This is a genomic window from Arthrobacter rhizophilus, assembly GCF_026241105.1.
Classification (GTDB): domain Bacteria; phylum Actinomycetota; class Actinomycetes; order Actinomycetales; family Micrococcaceae; genus Arthrobacter.
In genome coordinates this window covers 76,228-98,234 of sequence record NZ_JAPFFT010000003.1, presented here as the reverse complement: position 1 = coordinate 98,234, position 22,007 = coordinate 76,228, and the positions used below count along the sequence as shown (strand labels likewise).

Sequence of the window (22,007 nt, the reverse complement as noted above, 5' to 3'; positions counted from 1 at the left end):
GGTGCACATCGCCGCAAAGCCCAGCGCAACGCGGTAAATGTCACCCAAATACTCACGATACAAGCATTGCGGTCATCTGGCATCTAATATGTGGATTAAGCGCGCTCCGAACTTCCATGTTGATCGTTCGGGACCGTCGTATTGTTGTTCCTTGGGGGAATAGATGACTCCGGGCGCTCCTTCGGGAATCGCTCGACGCAGTAATTGGTTCGCGAATCTCCAACGAAGGGTCTTGACTTGAGCGAGCAGTCATTCTTCCGCGCGGCCGCCCGTTTCTTCAGAAAACTCACACCCCGTGCCCGGTTGGCTGTCTGTGAATTGCCGGTGACGTTCATCGTCACAGGCCTGGCGATCGCAGCCCCTACTTTGTGGCCAGGACTAATCCAGAATTGGTTATTCGTAACCGGGGTTTCCCTTCACGGGATCCTGTTCCTGGGCTGCCTACTGGTCCCATGGGAGCGCTTGGCACCGAGTCTGAGCCTGACGATCCCCATTTTGGATCTTGTCGCCCTATGCTTCACGCGAAACGGCGCCTTCAACTCGATACCGGGCCTCGCCACATTGGCTATCTTTCCCGTGATCTGGTTGTCTGCCTCGGGCATGCTTTCTAGGACGAGCATGATCCTCAGCTTTGTGGGTCCTTTCTTCATTGCCCTCCCGCCAGTTATTTCGCACCTGCCAAATCCCACCCCATCTGACCTTTCCTCGGTGGTCCTTTTACCGCTCATGATGTTCGTGGTGGCAGTCTCCGTCCGCTTGGCCGGCTCCAATGCCCGCCTCCAACAACGGCGGGTAAACCAGCGGGATCAGGCCCTGCGGCAATTGTTGGCCGCTAGCCGGGAGCGGGAAACGCTGCTCAAGACAATCTTGGACACGATCGACGTCGGAATTGTCGCCGTCGATTCGAAGGGCAAAACCCTTCTGGTCAACAACCAACAAAAGGCATTCCTAGAGATGGCAATGCCGGCGGAAGGCTCGCCGGGGGCCGCGGAACAAGACCGGCTGGTTTTCGGCCAGGACCGGCGGACGCCGCTTCCACGTGAAAAGGGCCCTATTCAAAGGGCCGTTCAAGGGGAAACATTTTCCGACTATCTTCTTTGGTTCGGCGCCGGTACCGAACAACGGGCCATCTCTTCCGCCGCCCGGGGCATGAAAAACGACCTCGACGACGGGTTTGGCGGTGCGGTCATCGTTTTCAGGGACGTGACGGATGTTGTCGATGCCCTTGCGGCCAAGGACGAATTGGTTGCCAACGTTTCCCACGAATTCGGTTCGCCTCTGACGTCGATCCTGGGCAACATCGATCTTGTGCTCCGCGGCGCCCAAGAGCTCCAACCAGCTACGAGGATCGGATTGGAAGTCGCGGAACGCAATGCCGAACGGCTCCGTGCCCTGGTTGAGGACCTCCTTTTGTCAGCCGTCGCCGTCCAGAGCGTGCATCCACGGCGCACTGATTTGGCTGGGCTGGTGGAAAACAGCTTGGTTTCTGCACGGGCGCAGGCCGACGCTGCCCGCGTGGGCCTTGTCGCCGACGTACCGGCACCCCTGTGGGCGAATGCCGACCCCTTGAGGCTGGGACAGGCCTTGGACAATTTGGTTTCCAACGCCATCAAGTATTCGCCGGGTGGCGGATTAGTGACGATAAGGGCAGAGCGGAACGACGGCTGGGTCCAGCTTGAGGTACAGGACACGGGAATGGGCATGACCATGGACGAGTCGACCAGAATTTTCACCCGGTTCTTCCGGACAAACGCTGCCCGTCAGGCGGCGATTCCAGGCGTTGGCCTCGGACTGTCCATTACCAAGTCCATCGTGGAACGCCATGGAGGCAGCATCACTTGCAGCAGCAAGCCCGGTGGTGGAAGCACCTTCACGGTGGCGCTGCCGGCTGGTCCGCCCCAGGAGCCTTCACGGACAGACGCGCCGGCACTGTAACAACCCTGTTCCGGACCGGGTAGTTGCTCTCCGTGCAGGTAGCCAACTAGTTAAAGTAGAGTACCCACTACTCGTGACCGGCCCTAGAGGCAGCGGATTGAATGGAACCCAGTTGGTCTCAAGCGCAGTTCCTGGTCTCTGGGGGTTTTCCGTATGTGTGTTTCCTGCAATCCTGTTGTCTTCCTTCCGCGTCACAATGCGACGGAGGCAGTCCGTTGAGCGCGGGAATGGAATCCGCTGCCATGTTCGCGGGGTCGCTGCCCGGGCTGATCCTGATGGACCTGGGCCAGGCAATGGTGGTGGTATGCCTGTGCTTCGACATGGTTCGTGCCCTGTCCGTACCCCGATCGCATCGTCGCTACGTGGCCAGCACCATCTTCAGGACCCTGGCAGTGCCGTCGATTCTCGTCATGGGCGTGAGCGTGCTGGCCAAGGCTGTCCTCTGGTCTTGGATGGACGTGGCCATGGGAGTCCTTGTGATGGTGATGATTATCTTCCGCTGGCACCACGACAAGGATGAGGACAACTGGTGGAAAGGCAAGGGCAAGAAGCTGGCCCGCTGGGCGCGGAAGCAACTGGCGCCGCGACCTGTTTTGGCCCCGGCGATGGCTTGACCCCCAGGCGGGAGATCTCAACCCCTTGGGCGCGTGAAAACGCCGAGATCTCACTTTTGAATGGCGCTCGCCGCCCCCGGACGCTCGCTCACCTTTAGGTTGTTTCCTGCGGACGCTCGCTCACTTGATGTGAGCGAGCGTCCCGGCTTTTGCCCATATATATGAGCGAGCGTCCCGTCGATCCGCAGCGCCCGGTTCGTTAGCCCCCAACCCGGCCCGAGCGGCGGCCCACCCCGCGCCGTGGGCCCGGCCCCCTCGCCCCGCCGGGCCCCGCCGGGCCCCGCCGGGCCCCGCCGGCCCATACGCTTGACGCATCTCGCGCCTTCCGCATATTCTGAACGAACGGTCGGTAAATATTTAGGAGCAACCATGGCATCGCAGAATCTGCAGTCTGTGCCCGCTGAGCTGTCCCCGGAAGAGCAAGAGCGGGAGGCGGCCGGTCAGGCGTACTTTGACCGCATCATCTCCGAGGACTCGCGCATCGAACCCCGCGACTGGATGCCGGAGGCCTACCGCAAGACCCTGCTCCGCCAGATCTCGCAGCATGCGCACTCGGAGATCATCGGCATGCAGCCGGAAGCCAACTGGATCACCAGGGCTCCGAGCCTCAAGCGCAAGGCCATCCTCATGGCGAAGGTGCAGGACGAGGCAGGCCACGGCTTGTACCTCTACTCGGCCGCGGAAACGCTTGGCCAGAGCAGGGACAAGATGACCAGCGACCTGATCGCCGGCAAAGCCCGGTACTCGTCCATCTTCAACTACCCCGCGATTTCCTGGGCGGACATGGGTGCGATCGGTTGGTTGGTTGACGGTGCCGCGATCTGCAACCAGGTTCCCCTGTGCCGCGCTTCTTACGGCCCCTATGGACGCGCAATGGTACGTGTCTGCAAGGAAGAGTCGTTCCACCAACGGCAGGGTTTCGAGATCCTCCTTGAACTGTCCAACGGCACCCCTGCCCAGAAGGAGATGGCCCAGGACGCCGTCAACCGCTGGTATGCGCCCGCGTTGATGATGTTCGGTCCGCCGGACGACGATTCGCCCAACTCGAAGCAGTCCATGGCGTGGAACATCAAGCGTTTCAGCAACGATGAGCTCCGCAGCCGGTTCGTCGGCATGATGGTGGAGCAGGTCAGGGTCCTGGGCCTCACGCTCCCGGACAAGGACATCCGTTTCAACGAGGAAACCAAGAAGTGGGAGCACGGCCCCTTGGACTGGAACGAGTTCAAAAACGTTCTGGCCGGCAAGGGTCCCTGCAACGCGCAGCGGCTTGAGCGCCGCCGTGAAGCGCACGACGACGGCGCTTGGGTCCGCGAAGCCGCCGCCGAATACGCGCGGAAGCAAGCAGAAAAGGAACACGCAGCATGATCCCCAACGACTCGCAGTCCACCCAGCCCCACGAAACCCCTTGGGCCCTCTGGGAAGTTTTTGTCCGCTCCAGCCGCGGCCTGTCCCACGTCCACGCAGGCTCCTTGCACGCTCCTGACGCGGCGATGGCGCTGCGCAACGCCCGTGACCTGTACACACGTCGCAACGAGGGCGTGTCCATCTGGGTGGTTCCTGCCGAGGCCATTTCCTCGAGCGACCCGGATTCCAAGGGTTCCTTCTTCGAATCTCCGCAGGGCAAGGACTACCGCCACGCGACGTATTACACCAAGAGCGAGGGCGTGAAGCACCTGTGAGCACGCCCGAACAAAACAACACGGACTTCGCCATCGAAGGCCACGGCGACATCTCCGTCGGCGTCCGGGGAGCGGGTGCTTCTGGAGACGGTTCCGCCAGCGCCACCCGCATCACTCCGGGGAACGCCCTGCGCCCGGAAGATATCGCCCTCGAAATCCGCCGCGGCACCACCAAGCCCACAAAAGACGTCGCGGAATACGCTTTGCGCATCGGCGACGACGGTTTGATCCTGGCCCAGCGCCTGGGCCATTGGATCTCCCGCGCGCCGGAGCTCGAGGAAGACGTCGCCCTCGGCAACATCGCACTCGACCAGTTGGGCCACGCACGTTCCTTCCTGACCTACGCCGGTGCGGCGTGGGACAAGTCCGAGGACGATCTCGCCTACTTCCGCCGGGAGCACGAGTTCCGTTCCGCTCACCTGTTCGAGCAGCCGAACGGTGACTTCGCCGTCACCATCGCCCGGCAGTTCATTGTGAGCTACTACCAGTTCGAGCTCTACAAGCGGCTCACCGGCTCCACGGATGCCACTATTGCGGCCATCGCTGCGAAGGCCCTCAAAGAGGTCGACTACCACCGTGACCACAGCGCCCAGTGGGTGCTGCGGCTCGCCGGCGGAACGGAAGAGTCCCGCCGTCGTATTGTCCAGGCCTTCAAGCTCGTCTGGCCGTACGTCGAAGAACTCTTCGAAGACGATGAGCTCACGGCCCGCCTCGCGGAAAGCGGAGCAGGCGTGCAGCCCTCCAGCCTCCGCGCGGACTTCGACCAGCTCACGGGCGAAATCCTGAGCGAAGCCGGCCTCGAAGAGGACCTCAAGCTCGGAGCCATCCCGCAATCCTTGGGTGGCGGCCGCCAGGGCAAGCATTCCGAGCACTTGGGTTACCTGCTCGCCGAGATGCAGGTGCTTGCCCGCGAACATCCCGGCGCAAGCTGGTGACGGTGGACATGTTCCTTCAGGAAACAAGCGCTAAGACCAAGCAAACCGCCGAACAGAAGGCTTGGGGCATCGCAGCCACGGTCTGCGATCCGGAGATTCCGGTCCTCACCATTGAGGATCTGGGGATCCTCCGTAACGTCCAATTGTTCGACGACGGCGGGCTGGTCCCCGCTGTCCAGGTCACCATCACGCCGACCTACTCGGGTTGCCCCGCCATGGACGCCATCCGCGACGACCTCAAGACCGTCTTCCACAAAGAGGGCTACCCCAGTGTCTACGTCGAGCTGGTCCTTGCCCCGGCCTGGACCACGGACTGGATGACAGAGCACGGCAAGGCCAAGCTGCAGGAATATGGCATCGCTCCTCCAAGTGGCAAAGCAGCAGCCGGCGGCCACTCGGGCCCTGTGCGGCTCAACCTCTCCGTGAAATGCCCCCAGTGTTCTTCGCTGAATACCAAGGAACTCACCCGCTTTGGTTCCACGTCCTGCAAGGCGCTTTTTGTCTGCCAGGACTGCAGGGAACCGTTCGACTACTTCAAAGTCCTGTAAGGAATCTGACATGCCCGTTGTCCGCCAGACCGCAGCCGAACAGGCACAGGCCACCGGCCGCCGTCGTGCGTCTTTTCATTCCCTCAGCGTTTCGGAAGTCCGCCGCCTGACTGAAGACGCCATTGAGGTCACGTTCGCTGTTCCGGCCGAGCTCGCCGGCCAGTATGACTATCTTCCCGGCCAGTACGTGGCGCTGCGGACCACGCTTCCGGATGAAAGTGGGGAGCCGCACGAGGTCCGCCGCAGCTACTCCATCTGCGCCGAGCCACGCAGCTTCGCGGACGGCAGCAGCGAGATCCGCGTGGCCATCAAGAAGGACCTGGGCGGCATCTTCTCCACGTGGGCGAATGCCGAACTCAAGGCCGGCGACACGCTGGACGTCATGAGCCCCATGGGCGCTTTCATTTCCAAACATGGCAAGGACGGCAGGACTGTCCAGCAGAATGTCATGAACTCCATGAACAATCCGCAGAACATGGCAGGTGAGTTTGGCGACGCTGGTTCCTTCGTGGCCATTGCCGCCGGTTCCGGTATCACCCCGGTGATCGCGATCGCCCGCACCCTGATGGCCGCGAACCCGGACACGCGCTTCGACCTGATCTACGCCAACAAGGCCGCCATGGACGTCATGTTCCTCGAGGAACTGGCGGACTTGAAGGACAAGTACCCGTCGCGCCTGGCGCTGCACCATGTGTTGTCGCGCGAGCAGCGCATTGCGCCGCTCATGACGGGACGTATCGACGCCGAGAAGCTGCAACAACTGCTGGGCACCGCCATCCATGCGGAGGATGTGGACGAATGGTTCCTGTGCGGGCCGTTCGAGCTGGTCCAGCTGTGCCGCGATACCCTGGCTGCCCGTGGCGTTGAGCCCGAGCACGTGCGCTTCGAGCTGTTCACCACCGGCCGCCCGGACCGCCCCGAGGGCAACGCCGGCCGGCCGGTTGTGGAGGACGAGTCGCAGGACACGTTCAAGATCACCTTCAAGCTGGATGGGTTGACCGGCGATGTCGCCAGCCCCACCCACGCCCGGGAATCCATCCTCAACGCGGCTTTGCGCGTCCGCCCGGACGTTCCGTTCGCGTGCGCCGGTGGCGTGTGCGGCACCTGCCGCGCCAAACTGGTGACTGGGACGGTCAGCATGGACGAGAACTACGCCTTGGAGCAGGATGAGTTGGACAAGGGCTACGTGCTCACGTGCCAGGCCCACCCCACCAGTGAATCCGTCACGGTCGATTTCGACGTCTAAGGAATAAACGAATGATCGAGCTCTCCATCGCCAACGGCATCGCCGAAATTGTCCTCAACGCCCCGGAAAAGCTGAATTCGCTTGACGAGGCAGCGCTCGCGGAACTGGATACAGCGTACGACGACGCCGCTGCCGCCGCCTCTCGCGGCATGGTGCGGGCGCTGCTCCTCCGCGGAGAGGGCCGCGCCTTTTGCGCCGGACGGGACATTGCGGGCGTGAGGCCGGAGAGCGACGACGCCAAGGCCTACCTCAGTGGGCTTGTGGAGCCCCTGTTGAAGAAGATGGCAGCCTTCCCTGCCCCGACCTTCGCGGCTGCGCATGGAGCGTGCCTGGGCGTCGGGCTCGGTCTGTTGCTGGCCACGGACGTGGTTTATGTGGCGGAGAATGCCAAGTTCGGTTCGCCGTTCGCCAAGTTGGGTGCCACGTTGGACTCGGGCGGGCACTGGTACTTCACGGAACGCCTGGGCATGCACCGGACACTGGACCTCATCTACACCGCGGATCTGATCGGCGGTGCCGAGGCCGTGGCGCAGGGCATGTTCAGCCGGGTCATGCCTGATGACGCCTTGCTGGAGGCCACACGGATCATCGTGGAACGGGTGGCGGCGGGTGCCACAGGTGCGTTCACGGCCAGCAAGGAGCTGGTGGCCCACATCCGCGATCAGCGCCTTGGCCTGTGGGCAGCCATGTCCGAAGAGAACGACGAGCAGGCACGCCTGTGCAAGACCGAGGACTACGCCGAAGGCTTCCGGGCGTTCCAGGAGAAGCGGGCGCCGGTCTTCAAGGGGTAGTGCGTCCGGGATGGTTACCCTGAAGGGGTGACTCGTGTCCGTCGGCTGAGCGTCGTCCTGATTTTGAACCTGGTGCTGGTGGCCGGGTTGGTTGTCGTGGGAATCTCGGCGAACTCGCTGGGCGTGCTCGCTGAGGGCGCGGACTACCTGGCCGATGCTGCTGCCATCGGGGTGTCGTTGTTGGCCGTGCGGGTATCAAAGCTGCCGCCGACCCCAAAGCGTCCCCAGGGATATCCGATGGCCACCACCTGGGCGGCAGGGGTGAACGCCGGCTGGCTGCTCGTCTTGAGCGTCGCGATTTTGGTGGGCGCAGCCGGACGCCTCCTCACCGGTACCAGTGAGGTCCACGGGCTGCCGGTGCTCATTGTCAGCGGGATCGCCGCCGTTGTGATGTTCGCGGGTGCCCTCATCCTCGGCGGTGACGGCGACAACAAGGCCGGCGGTGATCTGAACATGCGCGCGGTCCTTCTTGATACCGCCGGCGATGCCGCGGCAGCGGCCGGGGTTGCCGTGGCCGGTGCCGTCATCTACGTGACGAGCGGCCTTTACTGGCTTGATCCTGTTGTCGCGGCGATCATCGCCGTCGTGGTGGGATATCACGCGGTCCGGTTGCTGCTCGAAATCTTTCAGGCTCTGCGCGCGCATCGGCGAAGTGCCTCGCGGCCCTGAGCGTGGTGCACCTTGAATAAAACGTCATCGCTCGGTCTCGTCCGGCCTTTTCAGCCCCCGCTGTCCACCGAACGAGAAGAGATAGCACTAGGGGCTCGCCCACAAAAAGAACCAACAAACCGCCGGCTAGCGGATCAGTGTGTTGTGAAGGGAACCGAAGACGATAGCGGCGATCAGGGTGAAGGATCCCATCGGGGTGATCCATCGGGGTTTGGGGGTTCCTTTGGCGCGGTAATCCAAGACACCGTAAGCCAGGGTGAGGGCGCATCCGGCGATCACGGCGTACAGGACCCACAACACCGGCTTCGCGGCCGTGAACGCGAGGATCCCGTAGACGACCGCTCCGAGGATGAAGATGAGCGACTGGGCAATCCCGGGCATCAGGTTACGGGTTTCCGCTTTCGTTGTCCGGGTGCTCATGTCTTGGTTCTTCTTTCCATGACCAGGTAGTCCTGTCCGTCCTTCCGGTGTGTTTCCGGGTACTTCATGAGTGTCCTCCCAGGGGTCATCCCGTGCAACAGGAATCGCTCCACGATGGTCGCCGGAGGATGGCTCGGCCGCTATCCTGATCCCGCTCTGACGGAAGGCCACTGGTCGGGCTAGGCAGCGTCCGATCCTGGCAGGCGTTCGCGTGGACAGCTCGTCAGATCCGCTCTTGAATCGCGCCCCGGGATTGCTTTCATTTGACGCAGGGGATCGTGCCGCCTTGAAGGGCTCCCGTTGAGTCGGCATACGTGCTGGTCGTCGGGGCCGGTGCCGGGTTGGCCGGTGCCGGGTTTGCTGAGGCAGGGTTGGCGGGCGCGGCGGTTTCAGGTGCGGCATTCGCGGGAGCCGGAGCCGGTTCCGGGGCGGTGGTACTGGTACCGGGTGCCGGCTGTGTGGCCGGCGGGGCTGGGGTGAGGATTTCCTTCACGGTTGCCTGCACTTCGTTGATGTCCACGGTGTTGATGGACGCGCCGTCAGGAGACGTGCCGAAACCGGTGATCGGCAGGGTGGTGAAGGCTATGTTGCCGCCGGTCAGGGAGGTTGCCTGCTGGACCAGTTCGATGAGGTTCAGCTCGGAATCGACAACGATGTTCTTGCTCACGGCGTTCAGCACGCCCTGCATTTTGCCGATGTCGGTGAAGGTTCCGGCCTGCTTGAGCTGGCGGGACACGGAGGTGATGAAGGCCTGTTGGCGGCGTTCACGGTCCAGGTCGGAGAACTGGTAGTTCGGGTCGGTGGTGTCCCTGCGCTGCCGGACGAAGGCCATGGCCTGTTTGGCGTCGATCTGCTGCATGCCGGCTTTGAAGTCTGCCCCGGAGAAGGTGTCCTGGGTGGCCCGGTTGACGCACACGGTGATGGGTGCGATGGCCTGGGCCGTCTGGTAGAACGCGGCCATGGTGACTTCGATGAAATGGTCGACGTGCACGCCGCCCAGGAACTGGGTGACGGTCGCGATCTCGGCCTTGCGTCCGGCGTCGCGCGCTGCCTGGTAGGTGGTGTCGTCGTCGGGCTTGCCGGCGTTGATCAGCGAGCTTTTTGCGGCGTCGAACCCGTAGCCGTAGGCTTCCTTGATCTTGGCATTGAAGGGCCCGTTTCCGGGGATGCCGCTGACCTGGACGTAGTCGTCGCGGGGAATCGAGATTCCGGTGGCTTTGGATCCGTCCGCGGGGATGTGGATGAGCATCAGGACGTTGGAGTTGTAGCCGCCGATGCTCTGGTCCCCGGCATGGAGTGCGTCGTACATTTCCGGCGGAAGAGGCTGCCCCTTCTCGTCAACCCGGGTATCCAATCCCATGACCAGGATGTTCGTGTCCTTGCTCAACTTCGGGACATCCTGGCCGTTCAGGGCGTCGGAGCGGTGGAGGTTTGCGTTGAAACCGAGCACGGTCCCGCCCACATAGACGATGACGCCGACTACGAGTGCGGCAGCGGTCAGCGCGGCGACGAAGACAATCCTGCGACGGCGGAACTTGCGGTCCCGGTCACGCTTCAGGAGTTGCTCGTACAGCGACAGCCGTTGCGGGTTGTTGGGTTCAATCATCGGGGTCTTTCACTTTGGCTGGTGCGCGTCTGGGTCTGGGCGTGGTTGCTGCCGGGAGCCGCGCGGTTGTGTTCGCGGCGGGCCCAGTCGTTCGGAATCGCCGCTTCCAGGGCGTCATCAACCGTGATGACGCCGAGAATCCGGCGTTCGGCATCCAGCACGGGGAGTGTGAGGAGGTTGAAGTCGGCCATGGTGGTTGTTACTTCGATGATGTCATCGCCGGGGTGTGCGCTGACGGGCTCGGGGTCGGCGACGTCGCCGAGGGTTTTGCTTGGGTCCGATTGCAGGGCCTGGACCAGGCCGATGACGCCTGCGAGGGTTCCGTCCGGGTGGAGGGAATAGATGGTGGTCAGTGCTTCCGGCTGTTGGGCGGTGGCGGTCCGCACGCTGTTGATGGCCTCTGCCACGGTGGTGGTTGAGGGCAGTGCCGTGTAGTCGGTTCCCATCAGCCCGCCGGCGGTCGCGTCGTGGTAGCCAAGGAGCGCCATGACTTTGGCGTGCTGGGTTGGGGGCAGGAGGGCCAGGACCGCTTTGCGGCGTTCCTGTGGCAGGTCCATGACGGCATCGGCGGCATCATCGGCGCGCATGTGGGCCAGGACGTCCGCGACGTCCCCGTCACTGCGGTCCTTCAGGATGCGGGACTGGCGGTCGTCGTCGAGCTCTTCAAAGACATCCGCTTCGAGTTCGGGGTCGTTGTGGACCTGTGCCAGGAGTTCGTGCTGCTCTGTGTCGGAGGAGTCCTCGATGAGGTCGGCGATCTGGGCCGGCTTCATCTTGCGGAAGCGTGCCGGATCCGAGCGGACCTTGCTGGAGTCCTTGTGGCCGATGAGGGGCAGGAACTGGTTCCAGTCGCGGGGGGCGTGGGGCTTGTGGCTGCGCTCGGTCCTGAACCAGCGTGGCTTGTGGACGTCGAGTCCGGTGGCCTCCCAGGAGTCTGCGGTCTGGCGGAGTTCGATGTCGTAGGCCTTGACCATGATGGTGCGTTCGGTGTCGATGAGCCGGTGTCCGAGGACGTCTTCCTTGAGCAGGACTTCGCCCTCGCGGCGGCTGAAGGGGCGCAGATCCAGCTTGGTGGTGCGCAACCGGACACGGTCGGCCTCGATGCCGGCCAGGTCTTCGACGCTGGTGAAGATCTGGGTGTTGCCCACGTCGATGACCAGGCCGCTGAGCGTGGGGTAGGAGCCGTCGCGGAGCCGGACGATGACGTCGGCCAGGACGCCGATCTGGTTGCCCTTGGGGTCGAGGACGGGCTGGCGCACGAGTGTTGAAAGCATGAAGCGTGGTGCGCCGGTGATGTCTTGGGTGTTGCTCATTGCTGGGAGCCTTTCGGGTGAAGGGGGCTTGATGGGCCTGTTGTGGAATCTACGCCACCGGGGTTCAGCCGCCAATAGCGAGCTGGACCACGCGTACGATGACCAGGATCATCGCGATCAGGAGGTAGACGCGCAGGACTGTGAGTCCTGCCCTGCGCGCGGTAGAGAGTTTCGGTGCTTCCAGGAGCGTCAGCGGGGGCATTCTCCATTCGCGGCGCTCGGCGTGGCTGACGGTTTCCCTGGCGGGGCCGGGCCGGAAGGCGCGGTAGGCCACATAGGCGATGCAGCCGAGCAGGCAGGCACCGGCGCCGATGAAGATGATCGCGACGATGGTTTCCCCGGTCATGTCCGGGAACAGGACGCTTGAGGTCAGGACCAGGGACAGGATCACGAGGATGCCGATGATGAACGCGGTGAAGATATTCAGGAACTTGCCGTTGACCCAGGGGCCGAGCACTTGCTTGTCGTTGCACAGCAGCAAAAGGAACACCGTAGCGGAGGGCAGCAGGACGCCGGCAAGGACCTGGACCCCGACGGTCAGCAGGCCCAGGGGCGCTCCGGGGATCAGAACGACGACGGCCGAGATCAGCAGGATGCCGGCAAAGACGGCGTAGAAGCCCTTGGCGTCGGTGAACTTGCGGTGCAGGGAGTGCTTCAGGCCAAGAACGTCACCGAGCGCGTAGGAGGTGGACAGGCCCACTGCTGCGGCGCCGATGATCGAAGCGTCAATCAGGGCGACGGCGAACAGCACGCCTGCGGTCTTTCCGACGTACTTCTCCAGGCCGGCGGCCACGCCTCCGGCGTCGGTGAAGTTTCCGAATTCGGGCTGGCCGGCGAACGTCGCGGCCGTGAATCCCATGATCGCTGCCGCGCCCACAATGACGATGGCGATGCCGATCCAGAGGTCGGCCTTTTCGTAGTTGATGAATCGCGGGGTGATGCGCTTGTCGATCAGGTAGGACTGCTGGAAGAACAGCTGCCAGGGCGCAATGGTGGTGCCGACGATTCCGATGATGAGCAGTGTCACTGTTGACAGATCCGAACCAGCAGGAACACTGGGGACCACGAAGTCGTGGGCCATCTGGCCCAGGTCCGGGTGCACCATCACGATGATCGGAACCAGCAACAGGGATCCTGCCACGAGGATCATGCAGACACGTTCGAAACGCTTGAGGGATCCCGTGGAGGCCGCCCCGATGATGATGGCGGCCGCAACAAGGACTCCGATGACCTTCGGGATGCCCAGGTAGTCAAGGCCGAGGCTGATGCCGATGAACTCGGTCACGATCGTGAGGGCGTTCAGGATGAACAGGTCGATGACGCTGAACGCACCCCAGAACTTGCCGAACCGCTCCAGGATGAGCCGTGCGTGGCCCACGCCGGTGACGACGCCGAGCCTGAGCACCATTTCCTGGTTGACATAGAGCACGGGAACCAGCAGCAGGAGGGTCCAGAGCAGCGACGTGCCGTAGTTCTGGCCGGCCTGGGTGTAGGTGCCGAACGCTCCGGCGTCGTTGTCTCCGACCATCACGATCAGGCCGGGCCCGACGACGGCCAGGAGAGTCTTCAGCTTGGCTTTCCAGCCGCTGCTGGGAGCCTCCTGATCCATCTTGATGGTGCCGAAGGCGCCCTTGATGTCGCCGATGTGCGCGGTGTCGAGCGATGCGGTTGCTTTGTGTGCCGCAGGGATTGTGGGCTGCGGATCCGTGGGGACGTTCGTGGGCATGGGGTGTCCTTCCCGGGACATGAAGACATCCACCCGTGACATGCCGAAGGCGCCGCCGTCATGGCAGCCGGGTGGAGTCGCGGGCGACTAGTTGGGGGAACAGGCGCAGGCTAAACCTGCGTGAGAAGCTGGATTCAGGGCCGCGTCGGGGCGGCACCACTGGATCGACTATGATCACCACTCATTTGGTGACCACCTCCAATCGGCGCTCTGCACAGCCAGGGAGGAGGCCGGGCATCCCACCCGGCGGTTGCCCCTCCTCGTAAGACCTTTGGCACTTCACGGCGTGAACCCGGCGTTCCGGGAGCCAATCGGGGCAACCCCTTAATCCGGGGGAGCCTGTCCTGACCCGGGGCGTCTCTCGACGTTGGGGGTCGCTGGCATGTATCCGCGAAGGAGCCTCAGCTAACGAATGGCACCTTACGTTCCGATGATAGGGCACGGACCTGCACGTGCCAAACCGGCTTTTCACAATTGTTCCGCGCGGCAAAAGCACGTCCGTTCACCACGCGTGTGCCTCAGCCGGCTGAGTTAGACGTGGGGGGAGGCCTGTTGAGCTCGCGCCCGGTGGATGCGGTACTCGCGAGCGGTGATCCAGACGATGAAAATGTCGAATGCCGTCAGCAGGACAAGGCCCCAGGAGAAGGCCACCACAATCCGATAGCTTTGATACAGGATGAAGACCAGAAGGAATGCGATCATCCACGGGTAGGCCCAGAGCTTGTCCCTGAGGACGGCCCAGACCAGGACGATTTTGACCACTCCGTGGAGCAGCAAGTAGATCGCGCCGAACAGCGACGCCGATACCGAGAGGTTGGAGCTGAAGTGGACCAGGCTATTCGCCACGAAGTCGTGCGGGTCCCGGGCTAGCTCGTGCTGGGTGAGGAACCGGACCAGATCTCCGATCTGCTCGGGTGTAATCACCAAAAGGAGTATGCCGCCCACCAGCTCAAGAACACCGTCCAGGCCCTTCAAGATGAGGCTGACGCGAAAGGTCCTGTCGAGCAGGGTTGTTCCAGGTTGATTCGTTCTCATGACACTTCCCTTCGGTAACCCAAGCTACCTTCAAGTTGTGGCAAATGCGCGCCGGGGACTCAGAGATCTCTTAGCTCGATCCCTGTTTCTCAGCCGCTGAGCCGGACCACTTTGGCGCCGAGGTCGGGACCACCCAAGGTGAAGTCGCTCAGGCTGGTGAACTGCACGAATTTGCCGATCAGGCCCTTGCAGCTGCCCTTGCAGCTGACCACACCGTTGTTGTTCCAGCTGTGCCCTGGGAAATTAAAGCCAAGGAGCTGGAATGCGGCGAAGCCTTTGATGTGGTAGTTGCCGCTGCTGTCGACGTCGTCGAATACGGGCAAAATGATGATCTGGTTTTCCAAGGAATCGAATACGGCCGAGCACTGCCCGGGTTCGCTGACACCCTGACTAGACTGAACCGCCGGATTGGCGACTGAAATTGCGGCCCCGCACTTTCCCGGGTCCGACTGCAGCCAGCCAAACCCTCCGGGGATGATATGACCCGACGGACTGGAACTGACACAGGTGGTGGTTCCGTGGATCGGCAGGACCTGGATCACTCCGGACAGATCGAACTGGCATTCGGAGAAGGTGACCGGCAAGACGACTGGTCCGCCGGAGGGCGATCCCCACTTGACTGTGGACTCAGCCTTGACATCCGCGCGGGTGAGCCCGAATATCCTTGCCAGGCCCAGGGAGACTCCGCTCCCGTTGGCGTCCTGGGCCGAGACATCGACCACTACGGTGCCGGGACTGGGGAAGGTCGGGGCAGCCACGTTGGCAAAGCCGCCGTCTGCGTTCGCTTTTGCAAGTTGCAGCGCCTTCCCTGCGGCCGCAGCGGTGCACAGGATCGTGCCCCGTGTCGAGCAGTCCTGGGCGATCGCCAAAGCCGCCGCATCGGCTCCGTTTTGGAGTTTCGCTTTCGTGGCGTATAGGTTCCCGACGTCGATGGCGATGGCTCCGAAACCCAGCAGCACCACCATAAGCAGCGCGATCAGGACAGCCGCGGCACCGCGTTCACTAGTATCTTTCAAACCCGCCCCCAGGCAGAGTGCTTTTTGGGTCGCCAGTTCTCAGGGGCGACCCTTCCGCAAGCATAGGGGCAGAGGACGGTACAGAACAGGGTGCGGGTTGACTGATCAAAGTTTCATGCTCCGGGACGACCCATCTGATCCGGAGTTGACCGTGGACACGGCGGGCCCGGACCGGGAAGAGGCCTGTCAGCCGGGGGATCTGTCATCATTGATTTTCAGGCGTTGCCACGATCCTGGCACCAGCCAGTTTCCGAATCAGGAGAATTTCATGGCCGATGGGCACCACCGTCTCCCCGGCGGCTCATCCGCCATAGAGGCAACTCCCGGCGCCCCCCGGCACATGCGCCGCAAATCTCGGCGCAAATCCATCATCCTGGTCTCGGCTGCTGCCGTCGTGGCACTCGCCGCCACCACTGCCGTCACCTATGTGGGCGGGACGGCGGTTTCAGTCAACAACAACCTCCACAGGTCCGATGTCCTCAGGGACATGAAGGCGTTGCCGCAAGCGGTGCCGAAGCTGAGCCAGGACACGAACATTCTGGTTATGGGTCTGGATACAAGAGTTGACGAGAAGGGCAAGCCCCTTCCTCCGGAGATGTATGACGCCTTGCACGCGGGGGATGAGAACATCGGCGGCTACAACTCCAACGTCCTGATGCTCATCCATATCCCAGCAGACGGTTCCAAGGCGACGGGTATCTCGATTCCCCGGGATGACTACGTCCAGGTTGACGGCATACCGGGAAGCGGCCCGTTCAAAGCCAAAATCAAAGAGGCGTACGGTTACGGTTTCGCGGCGGAGAAGACCTCCTTGATTAATGCAGGCAAGCCCGACGACGACGCCACCTATCAGGCAGCGCGCGACGCCGGGCGCAAAGCCGAAATAGCTACCGTGACCAAGTTCTTGGGTAGCGTCCACATCGACCACTTCCTCGAGGTCACCATGGCCGCGTTCTACCAGACGGCCCAGGCCATCGCCCCCATCACTGTGTGCATTAACCGGGCCACCCAAGACACCTTCTCCGGGGCCGACTTCAAAGCGGGGATGCAGCAGATCGATGCCAAGCAGGCCATGGCCTTCGTCCGGCAGCGCCGGGACACGTCGGACCCGAACTACCAGTTCTCGGACCTGGACCGTGAACGCCGCCAACAAGCATTCATAGCTGCTGTCTCCCACCAGCTCAAAGACGCCGGGACCTTCACCGACCTCGGGAAAATGCAGGGCGTCCTGGACGCCGTGAGCAAGAACATCGTGGTGGACTCCGAACTAAACCTGATCCAGCTGGCCCAGCAAGCAACCTCCCTGACCGGAGGCAACATTTCCTTCACCACGCTGCCGATCACAGGCTTCGGCTGGTCCCCTGAAGGCGCCTCCATCAACACAGTGGACATCAAACAAGTGCAGGCGACCGTCAAGGAACTCCTCAGCCCGGCCCCGCCGGCCCCTGCAACTACCCCGGCGACGACGGCGACAGCCGCTCCCGCAGCCGCCGCTCCCGGGACATCTGCACCCCAAGCCCCACCCGCTTCGGAAGGCGCAACCCAACCACAAGCCAGCCCGTCAGCACCTGCAAGCAACATCTACGCGAATTCCACCGGGGCCCTCCAAGGTGGTGCCATTCCCTGCGTCAAATAACGCACCCGGCTCCAGAGTCTGGAAAGTTCTCTCCGATAGGCTCGGCGGATGAGTGAAAATACCCCGCGGCTTGCGGGCTATCTGGACAAGACACTGCCCGGACTTTATCAAGCCCTGTCCGGCTACGCGGAGCAGGTCACCTCGGAAGCGGACCGGACCGGGATCCCGCGCCGTACCCTGGAGCTGGTGAACTACCGGGCCTCGCAGATCAACGGCTGCGCCTTCTGCCTGGACCTGCACCACCGCCGCGCTATTGGCAACGGCTTGCCCTGCTGTCTGTGTTTGGCCAGGTGGACCTCTTCAGCGAGGCCGAAAAGGTAGCGCTTGAACTGGCCGAACAGATCACTCGCATGAGTGCCGCCCGTCCCACGGCCGAGCTGTTTTCCCGCGCACGTCGGGTCTACACGGAAGAACAGATCAGTGTGCTGTGCATGGCGTGCATCGGTATCAACGCCTTTAATCGCCTATCTATCCTGAGCGAGCATCCGGTTCGGAAGGCGCGGAACTAGGACCTCTGCATGGATAGCCGTGCGTAGCGGAGAATCCGCAGGATGGCGGGGGCGAGCTGGTCTTCCATCCGCAGGTAGGCCTCGGCGCCTTGTTTGTAAGGATCCGCGATGTCGTTGTCCTTGGACTCTTCCGCCAAAACGAGGTGGCGGACGGACGATGCCCGTGCCGGCAGGTCTCGCCACTGCTGGGTGTAATCGGGGCTCGACGGCCATGCGTCGCCGCGTTCCTCGAGGGCCGTCACCATCCGCGCGAATTCCCGGATGGTGAACGTGCGCTTGAGTATGGAGGCATCCAGCTGCAGAACTTCCCCACGATGATGTGACGCCATCGTGAGCACCAGGTCTACATCCCTGAGGATTTTCGAAGTAAGCTGACGTGCCGCGAAGTTGTCGGGTGAGCCGCCGTAGGTTCGGATGATGTCGGCGGACTGTGGTTGGATGGGGCTGCCCACCATAGCCCGGGTGCCAGCGCTGCGGACTTCGAAGCCTCCGGGGAGAACCTGGTCCAGTCCCGCTTGTAGCAACCGTTCTGCGACGGGGGAGCGGCAGATGTTGCCGGTGCAAACGGTCAGGATCTGAACGGGGTGGGGCGATTCCAAAGGTATAGCTCTTTCACTTAGCTGGGAGGCGCGCGGTGCACCTTCTACAAGTTAACACGGCCCTCAGGCTTATCACGGGAGTTGGACGTCAGGGCTCACCCAAGGCCGGGCGGCGCAGCTGCACTCGTTTCAACAGCGTTGCAAACAGCAGCCCGATGCCGACCCCGAGGGTGTTCATGAGGATGTCTTGCCAACTTGAAAACCGATGTGGAAGAAACAGCAGTTGGCCGAGCTCCACGGTGCCAGACATTGCTGCCCCGAGTGCCAAGAGCTGCCACCATCGCTTGCGAGGAAGCGTGAGCGCTAGAAGCAGACCTGCGGGCGCAAAAAGGAGTACGTTAGCCGATGCCTCGACGAATCCGTAGTTCAACCACTCTGGAATACCGTGCCGGTGAAGGAAATCCAGGAGCGCTGCGAGGTCGCTGGCCACCGGTTTGTCAACGGGTGAAGGCCAGAAAGCGATATTCGCCAGGATCATCAGATAGCCCAAAAGGACCCAGCGGTGGAGTCTCGGGCGGGCAACAGGTTTTAGAGTAGAACGCCATTTCACGAGTGGCGCATCAAGGCGAAAGTCGCAACACCGAAAGAAACCACGGCCAGAAGAAGAAGAAATATGATGGGCCATGTCTGGCTTTGGATGGATGGAAGTCGTGGAATCTCCGACAATTCCACCCTGAGGCTCAGTCTCTTTCGTCGCCGCCAATGTCTCCCCATGGTTATAAGTTACCGTACGCACAAACAAGGAGGGGTTGTTTCCGAATTACCGGAAACAACCCCTCCTCGTTTTGCGTTTAGGCTGCGGCTACTGCTTCGCCTTTTGCGCGACGGCGAACCACCACTACGGAGGCCGTGCCGGCTACAAGCGCACCAGCGCCAACCAGACCCCAAAGAATCAGGCTGGAGTCCACACCGGTGCTTGCCAGTGCTGCGCCGCCGGTGTTAGCCAGACCCGCGCTGCTAGCCCCTGTTGCGACTACGGTTGCCGTGACCGTGTGGCCGGAGGTTGCGCCAACGGCGGTCAGAACGTAAGTGCCAGCCGAGTTCAACTGGACGGTGACGGAATATGCGCCTGCGCTGTTGGCAACGGCAGTCAAGGTAAGCGGTGCCATCGGAATTGCCCCGGCAACTCCCATGACCACTGAACCGCCGGGAGCTGCTGCGCCCTGCGCCGTGCTCGTCTGGTTGACCGTGATGTTGACGGTTTCTCCGGCTGCGAATCCGCTGCCGGAGAAAGTTGTGGTTCCGCCGACGCCGACTGTCGCGTTGGAAACGGTGCCCTGCTCGGCAGGTGCCGGGTAATTGACGGCCATTGCTGGAGCCGAAGCGGCAAGCGCAATGGTGCCCGCAAGCGCGAGCACTGCAAGTGATTTCTTCAATTTGTCCCCCTGAGACTTTGGTATGTAGTTGAGACCCGATACGTAATTCAATGTGATGACCTGATTTCATCCACCACGAACACGTGAGCTGAAATCTGAGACCTACCCCAAGAGAAGCTACCACCATAAGGGTGCTTACTGCAAAGTAAATCCAAAGCTGTTACAAAGGCTTAACCTGCTGTCTATCCGGTAGTTCCGCAGCTTTCGGACTGAGTGGGCAGTACCACCTTGTCCACAGATTGGATTGTCGGGGTAACCACCACTTCAGGCTGGTTGTGTTGGACGATCTTTCCGAAGATGAATTCAACGGTGCTGCTTTGTCCCGGCGCCAGCCGCACAGTGAGGCTGCCCACTGGCCGGTTGCCGTGGTGCTGCGCACCGAAGGGGATATTCTTGCCGTCCTGTGTGGCGGTTTCAACATGTGCTTGGGCAGGTCCGTAGGCGATAACGTTGCTTTGAACATCGCCCGTAGGAATTCCGGTCCCGAGGCCCCCGGTCACGTAGGCCGGCAAGGAGGTCGCGGCATCGGCCGGAGCGGTGTTTGTGCTGGTGATCCGCACCTTGACAGTCTGGTAACCGTTTGCGGGGCACTGCGTAATAAGCTCAACGGTGCGTTTCACGTAATAGTCCATTTTTGCGCCGGTGCCGTCATTGAAATAGACACCGAATTGGGCCGCCGGCACGCTGGGACCGGAAATAGACCCGCTGAGCGAGTATTTGCTCAGAACGGACTGTTCGCTTGTATCCGCGGACCAGACTAGGACCCTGTGTTCTTCTACGCCCTTCCCAATTCCAGTAAGGAGGCCCTTAGCGTCGCTCTTGCCTGACGAGAGGGCCCCAAAGACTTCTTTGGCCACCGCGGCGAAGTATGCGTCCTGCAGTTTCGGATTATTGAACTGGGCGTAGACGTCGGAGAGCAAGGTCTTCACCACGTTCTTGCCTGAGAGTTGGCTGGGCAGTTTTCCGGCAGTAAGCGCGAGTAATTGCGGGTCCTGAAGGCTGACGGGGCCGGTGGCGTCCAGGATGTAGCCCAGCGCCACTGGGTCGATCGAGATGGCGCCGTCCAACCGCTCGCCTTTCCTCTGTTCCCACATTTTCAGTGCCGTGGTGGCGGCAGTTGGGAAGTCAGGCGTGAAGTTGACGTCCTGCATGAACGTGCCCAGCCGGGTGCTGTAGATGCGCTGCTGCTCTGCATCAACCGGAATTGGCGGATCGAATTCGCCAAGATCGTGGCCGCTGATCTGGGAAGACAAACTGATCTTTCCCTTGTCCGCGGTTAGCACTGCAAGGGCGCCGGGAATGCCGCCAGAGGCTCGCGCCTCGGCGTTGTTTTGGACCAGGAGCAGGTAGTGCCGCGGTCTGTCGGATCCCAGCATCGCGGGAGTCAGTCCGGCTGCGTCCGACGCCGTGTTCAGCTGGTCCACGACGGAGCCTAGTTGCTGCCTGGCCTGAGCCAGGGGTCCGGCGATCTGGGGGAACAGGCCGCTAGCGTCGATACCGTTCAGGCGCTCGGCCGAAACGCGCACAGCGTGCGCTGCGGATGCCATGGCGGGGGCCGCCTTGCGGATCGGTTCTAAGTCGGTACCGCTGCTGCCCGGCACCAGCTTGTCCCAGTTGAGGGAGTCATAGACCTTCACAAGGGGAGCGACGCCCAGAACGGCTACATCGTCTGCCGAACGGGCAATTTCGGCGGTCGCCGAAAAATTCGCACCCAACCATGGTGTCGCCGAAGCCAAAGACCACAGCGGATCGGAGGCGGCGTCCCGAGCGACGGCGGTGTGGCGGCGGAGCTCGTCGACTATAGCGGTCGCCTCGGCGGGGCGGTTCTGGAGAACGTTTTCCTTGAGTTTGGGCACCAACTGCGTGGAAGCCTCAAGCTCTGTTTTGATCGTGGAGGCCTTCGCCGCCAGCCACACCGCCGCGGCTCCGGCCATTAGCAGAATCGCGACAAGGCATATACCGGCAGTGAGCAGAGGACGAGGGCGCTTCCCCCAGGCGGTCTTCCGCTTGTCCCGGCGCAGATCGGGTTCGTCCGGGATGATTTCGGATTGTTGGTTGTCGGTCACGCTTATGGCCTTCCGAGTCCGTGGTAATGCCTTATCAGGCGGCGCACCATTTCGCGGCGTCCGGGACGTTTAGTTCGTCCAGGATCAGGAGCCGGCGACGCGGTGCTTACTTTGAGGGGGTCAAGCTCATTGCAGTGCTGCCACTCGGTGAGCAAGAGCAGCATATTGGCTAAGGCTAGCGCCGCGTACCGAAGTTCAGAGAATCGCTTGGCACCGTTTTCCAGGGCCTTCCGATAAGCGGTCTCGCCAACGGCACCCCGGGTTGGGATGCGGGTGTCGATGCTGACT

General features: G+C 62.3%; 21 protein-coding genes and 1 riboswitch. Of the genes, 11 read left to right on the top strand and 10 right to left on the bottom strand.

Annotation, left to right across the window (positions count from 1 at the left end; translation table 11 throughout):
• Positions 1 to 237: 237 nt before the first annotated feature.
• From OOZ51_RS04485 to OOZ51_RS04445, 9 genes are all read left to right on the top strand, one after another.
• On the top strand, positions 238 to 1,935 hold the full coding sequence (locus tag OOZ51_RS04485; protein WP_265977769.1) for a sensor histidine kinase: 1,698 nt from the start codon (positions 238 to 240) through the stop codon (positions 1,933 to 1,935).
• A 227-nt stretch (positions 1,936 to 2,162) separates the two neighbouring features.
• A complete protein-coding gene (locus OOZ51_RS04480; protein ID WP_265978043.1) occupies positions 2,163 to 2,549 on the top strand; it encodes a hypothetical protein in 387 nt (128 codons plus the stop codon).
• A gap of 369 nt (positions 2,550 to 2,918) precedes the next feature.
• Positions 2,919 to 3,914 (top strand): 1,2-phenylacetyl-CoA epoxidase subunit PaaA, encoded by a 996-nt coding sequence (paaA, locus tag OOZ51_RS04475; protein WP_265977767.1) that lies wholly within the window; start codon positions 2,919 to 2,921, stop codon positions 3,912 to 3,914.
• Positions 3,911 to 4,228, top strand: coding sequence for a 1,2-phenylacetyl-CoA epoxidase subunit PaaB (gene paaB, locus OOZ51_RS04470; protein WP_265977763.1), 318 nt, complete (start codon positions 3,911 to 3,913; stop codon positions 4,226 to 4,228). The genes paaA and paaB overlap by 4 nt, the downstream gene beginning before the upstream one ends.
• Positions 4,225 to 5,163, top strand: a complete 939-nt coding sequence (gene paaC, locus OOZ51_RS04465; RefSeq protein ID WP_265977761.1) for a 1,2-phenylacetyl-CoA epoxidase subunit PaaC — start codon at positions 4,225 to 4,227, stop codon at positions 5,161 to 5,163. The genes paaB and paaC overlap by 4 nt, the downstream gene beginning before the upstream one ends.
• Positions 5,164 to 5,171: 8 nt before the next feature.
• The gene (gene paaD, locus OOZ51_RS04460; RefSeq protein ID WP_265977759.1) at positions 5,172 to 5,711 is read left to right on the top strand and encodes a 1,2-phenylacetyl-CoA epoxidase subunit PaaD; all 540 of its coding nucleotides are present in this window, start codon (positions 5,172 to 5,174) and stop codon (positions 5,709 to 5,711) included.
• Positions 5,712 to 5,721: 10 nt separating this feature from the next.
• On the top strand, positions 5,722 to 6,957 hold the full coding sequence (gene paaE, locus OOZ51_RS04455; RefSeq protein WP_265977758.1) for a 1,2-phenylacetyl-CoA epoxidase subunit PaaE: 1,236 nt from the start codon (positions 5,722 to 5,724) through the stop codon (positions 6,955 to 6,957).
• An 11-nt stretch (positions 6,958 to 6,968) separates the two neighbouring features.
• Complete coding sequence (locus OOZ51_RS04450; RefSeq protein ID WP_265977756.1) at positions 6,969 to 7,748, top strand: enoyl-CoA hydratase/isomerase family protein; 780 nt, start codon at positions 6,969 to 6,971, stop codon at positions 7,746 to 7,748.
• Positions 7,749 to 7,775: 27 nt separating this feature from the next.
• Positions 7,776 to 8,417, top strand: a complete 642-nt coding sequence (locus tag OOZ51_RS04445; RefSeq protein WP_265977755.1) for a cation diffusion facilitator family transporter — start codon at positions 7,776 to 7,778, stop codon at positions 8,415 to 8,417.
• 126 nt (positions 8,418 to 8,543) lie between these two features.
• Here the strand turns inward: OOZ51_RS04445 and OOZ51_RS04440 are convergent, their stop codons facing one another.
• From OOZ51_RS04440 to OOZ51_RS04415, 6 genes are all read right to left on the bottom strand, one after another.
• A complete protein-coding gene (locus OOZ51_RS04440; RefSeq protein ID WP_265977754.1) occupies positions 8,544 to 8,837 on the bottom strand; it encodes a hypothetical protein in 294 nt (97 codons plus the stop codon).
• A 259-nt stretch (positions 8,838 to 9,096) separates the two neighbouring features.
• Complete coding sequence (locus OOZ51_RS04435) at positions 9,097 to 10,443, bottom strand: LCP family protein (RefSeq protein WP_265977753.1); 1,347 nt, start codon at positions 10,441 to 10,443, stop codon at positions 9,097 to 9,099.
• Positions 10,440 to 11,756, bottom strand: a complete 1,317-nt coding sequence (locus OOZ51_RS04430) for a magnesium transporter MgtE N-terminal domain-containing protein (protein WP_265977752.1) — start codon at positions 11,754 to 11,756, stop codon at positions 10,440 to 10,442. The genes OOZ51_RS04435 and OOZ51_RS04430 overlap by 4 nt, the downstream gene beginning before the upstream one ends.
• Before the next feature lie 64 nt (positions 11,757 to 11,820).
• Positions 11,821 to 13,482 (bottom strand): NRAMP family divalent metal transporter, encoded by a 1,662-nt coding sequence (locus OOZ51_RS04425; protein ID WP_265977751.1) that lies wholly within the window; start codon positions 13,480 to 13,482, stop codon positions 11,821 to 11,823.
• A 249-nt stretch (positions 13,483 to 13,731) separates the two neighbouring features.
• Positions 13,732 to 13,902: riboswitch (M-box (ykoK) riboswitch) on the bottom strand.
• Positions 13,903 to 14,013: 111 nt separating this feature from the next.
• A complete protein-coding gene (locus OOZ51_RS04420) occupies positions 14,014 to 14,517 on the bottom strand; it encodes a DUF2127 domain-containing protein (protein WP_265977750.1) in 504 nt (167 codons plus the stop codon).
• Between the two features lie 89 nt (positions 14,518 to 14,606).
• The gene (locus OOZ51_RS04415; protein ID WP_265977749.1) at positions 14,607 to 15,533 is read right to left on the bottom strand and encodes a TadE/TadG family type IV pilus assembly protein; all 927 of its coding nucleotides are present in this window, start codon (positions 15,531 to 15,533) and stop codon (positions 14,607 to 14,609) included.
• A gap of 268 nt (positions 15,534 to 15,801) precedes the next feature.
• Here OOZ51_RS04415 and OOZ51_RS04410 point away from each other — a divergent pair, with 268 nt between their 5' ends.
• Positions 15,802 to 17,169, top strand: a complete 1,368-nt coding sequence (locus OOZ51_RS04410; protein ID WP_265977747.1) for an LCP family protein — start codon at positions 15,802 to 15,804, stop codon at positions 17,167 to 17,169.
• 48 nt (positions 17,170 to 17,217) lie between these two features.
• Complete coding sequence (locus tag OOZ51_RS04405; RefSeq protein WP_265977746.1) at positions 17,218 to 17,490, top strand: carboxymuconolactone decarboxylase family protein; 273 nt, start codon at positions 17,218 to 17,220, stop codon at positions 17,488 to 17,490.
• A 184-nt stretch (positions 17,491 to 17,674) separates the two neighbouring features.
• On the opposite strand, the gene OOZ51_RS04400 is transcribed toward OOZ51_RS04405, so the two are convergent.
• From OOZ51_RS04400 to OOZ51_RS04385, 4 genes are all read right to left on the bottom strand, one after another.
• Entirely contained in the window at positions 17,675 to 18,277 is a 603-nt protein-coding gene (locus OOZ51_RS04400) for an arsenate reductase/protein-tyrosine-phosphatase family protein (RefSeq protein ID WP_265977744.1), read from the bottom strand.
• An 88-nt stretch (positions 18,278 to 18,365) separates the two neighbouring features.
• The gene (locus OOZ51_RS04395; RefSeq protein WP_265977743.1) at positions 18,366 to 18,902 is read right to left on the bottom strand and encodes a VanZ family protein; all 537 of its coding nucleotides are present in this window, start codon (positions 18,900 to 18,902) and stop codon (positions 18,366 to 18,368) included.
• A gap of 166 nt (positions 18,903 to 19,068) precedes the next feature.
• Positions 19,069 to 19,653: an LPXTG cell wall anchor domain-containing protein gene (locus OOZ51_RS04390; protein ID WP_265977742.1), complete on the bottom strand. Its 585-nt coding sequence runs from the start codon at positions 19,651 to 19,653 to the stop codon at positions 19,069 to 19,071.
• 182 nt (positions 19,654 to 19,835) lie between these two features.
• Entirely contained in the window at positions 19,836 to 21,719 is a 1,884-nt protein-coding gene (locus OOZ51_RS04385; RefSeq protein ID WP_265977741.1) for a DUF4012 domain-containing protein, read from the bottom strand.
• Positions 21,720 to 22,007: the final 288 nt, after the last annotated feature.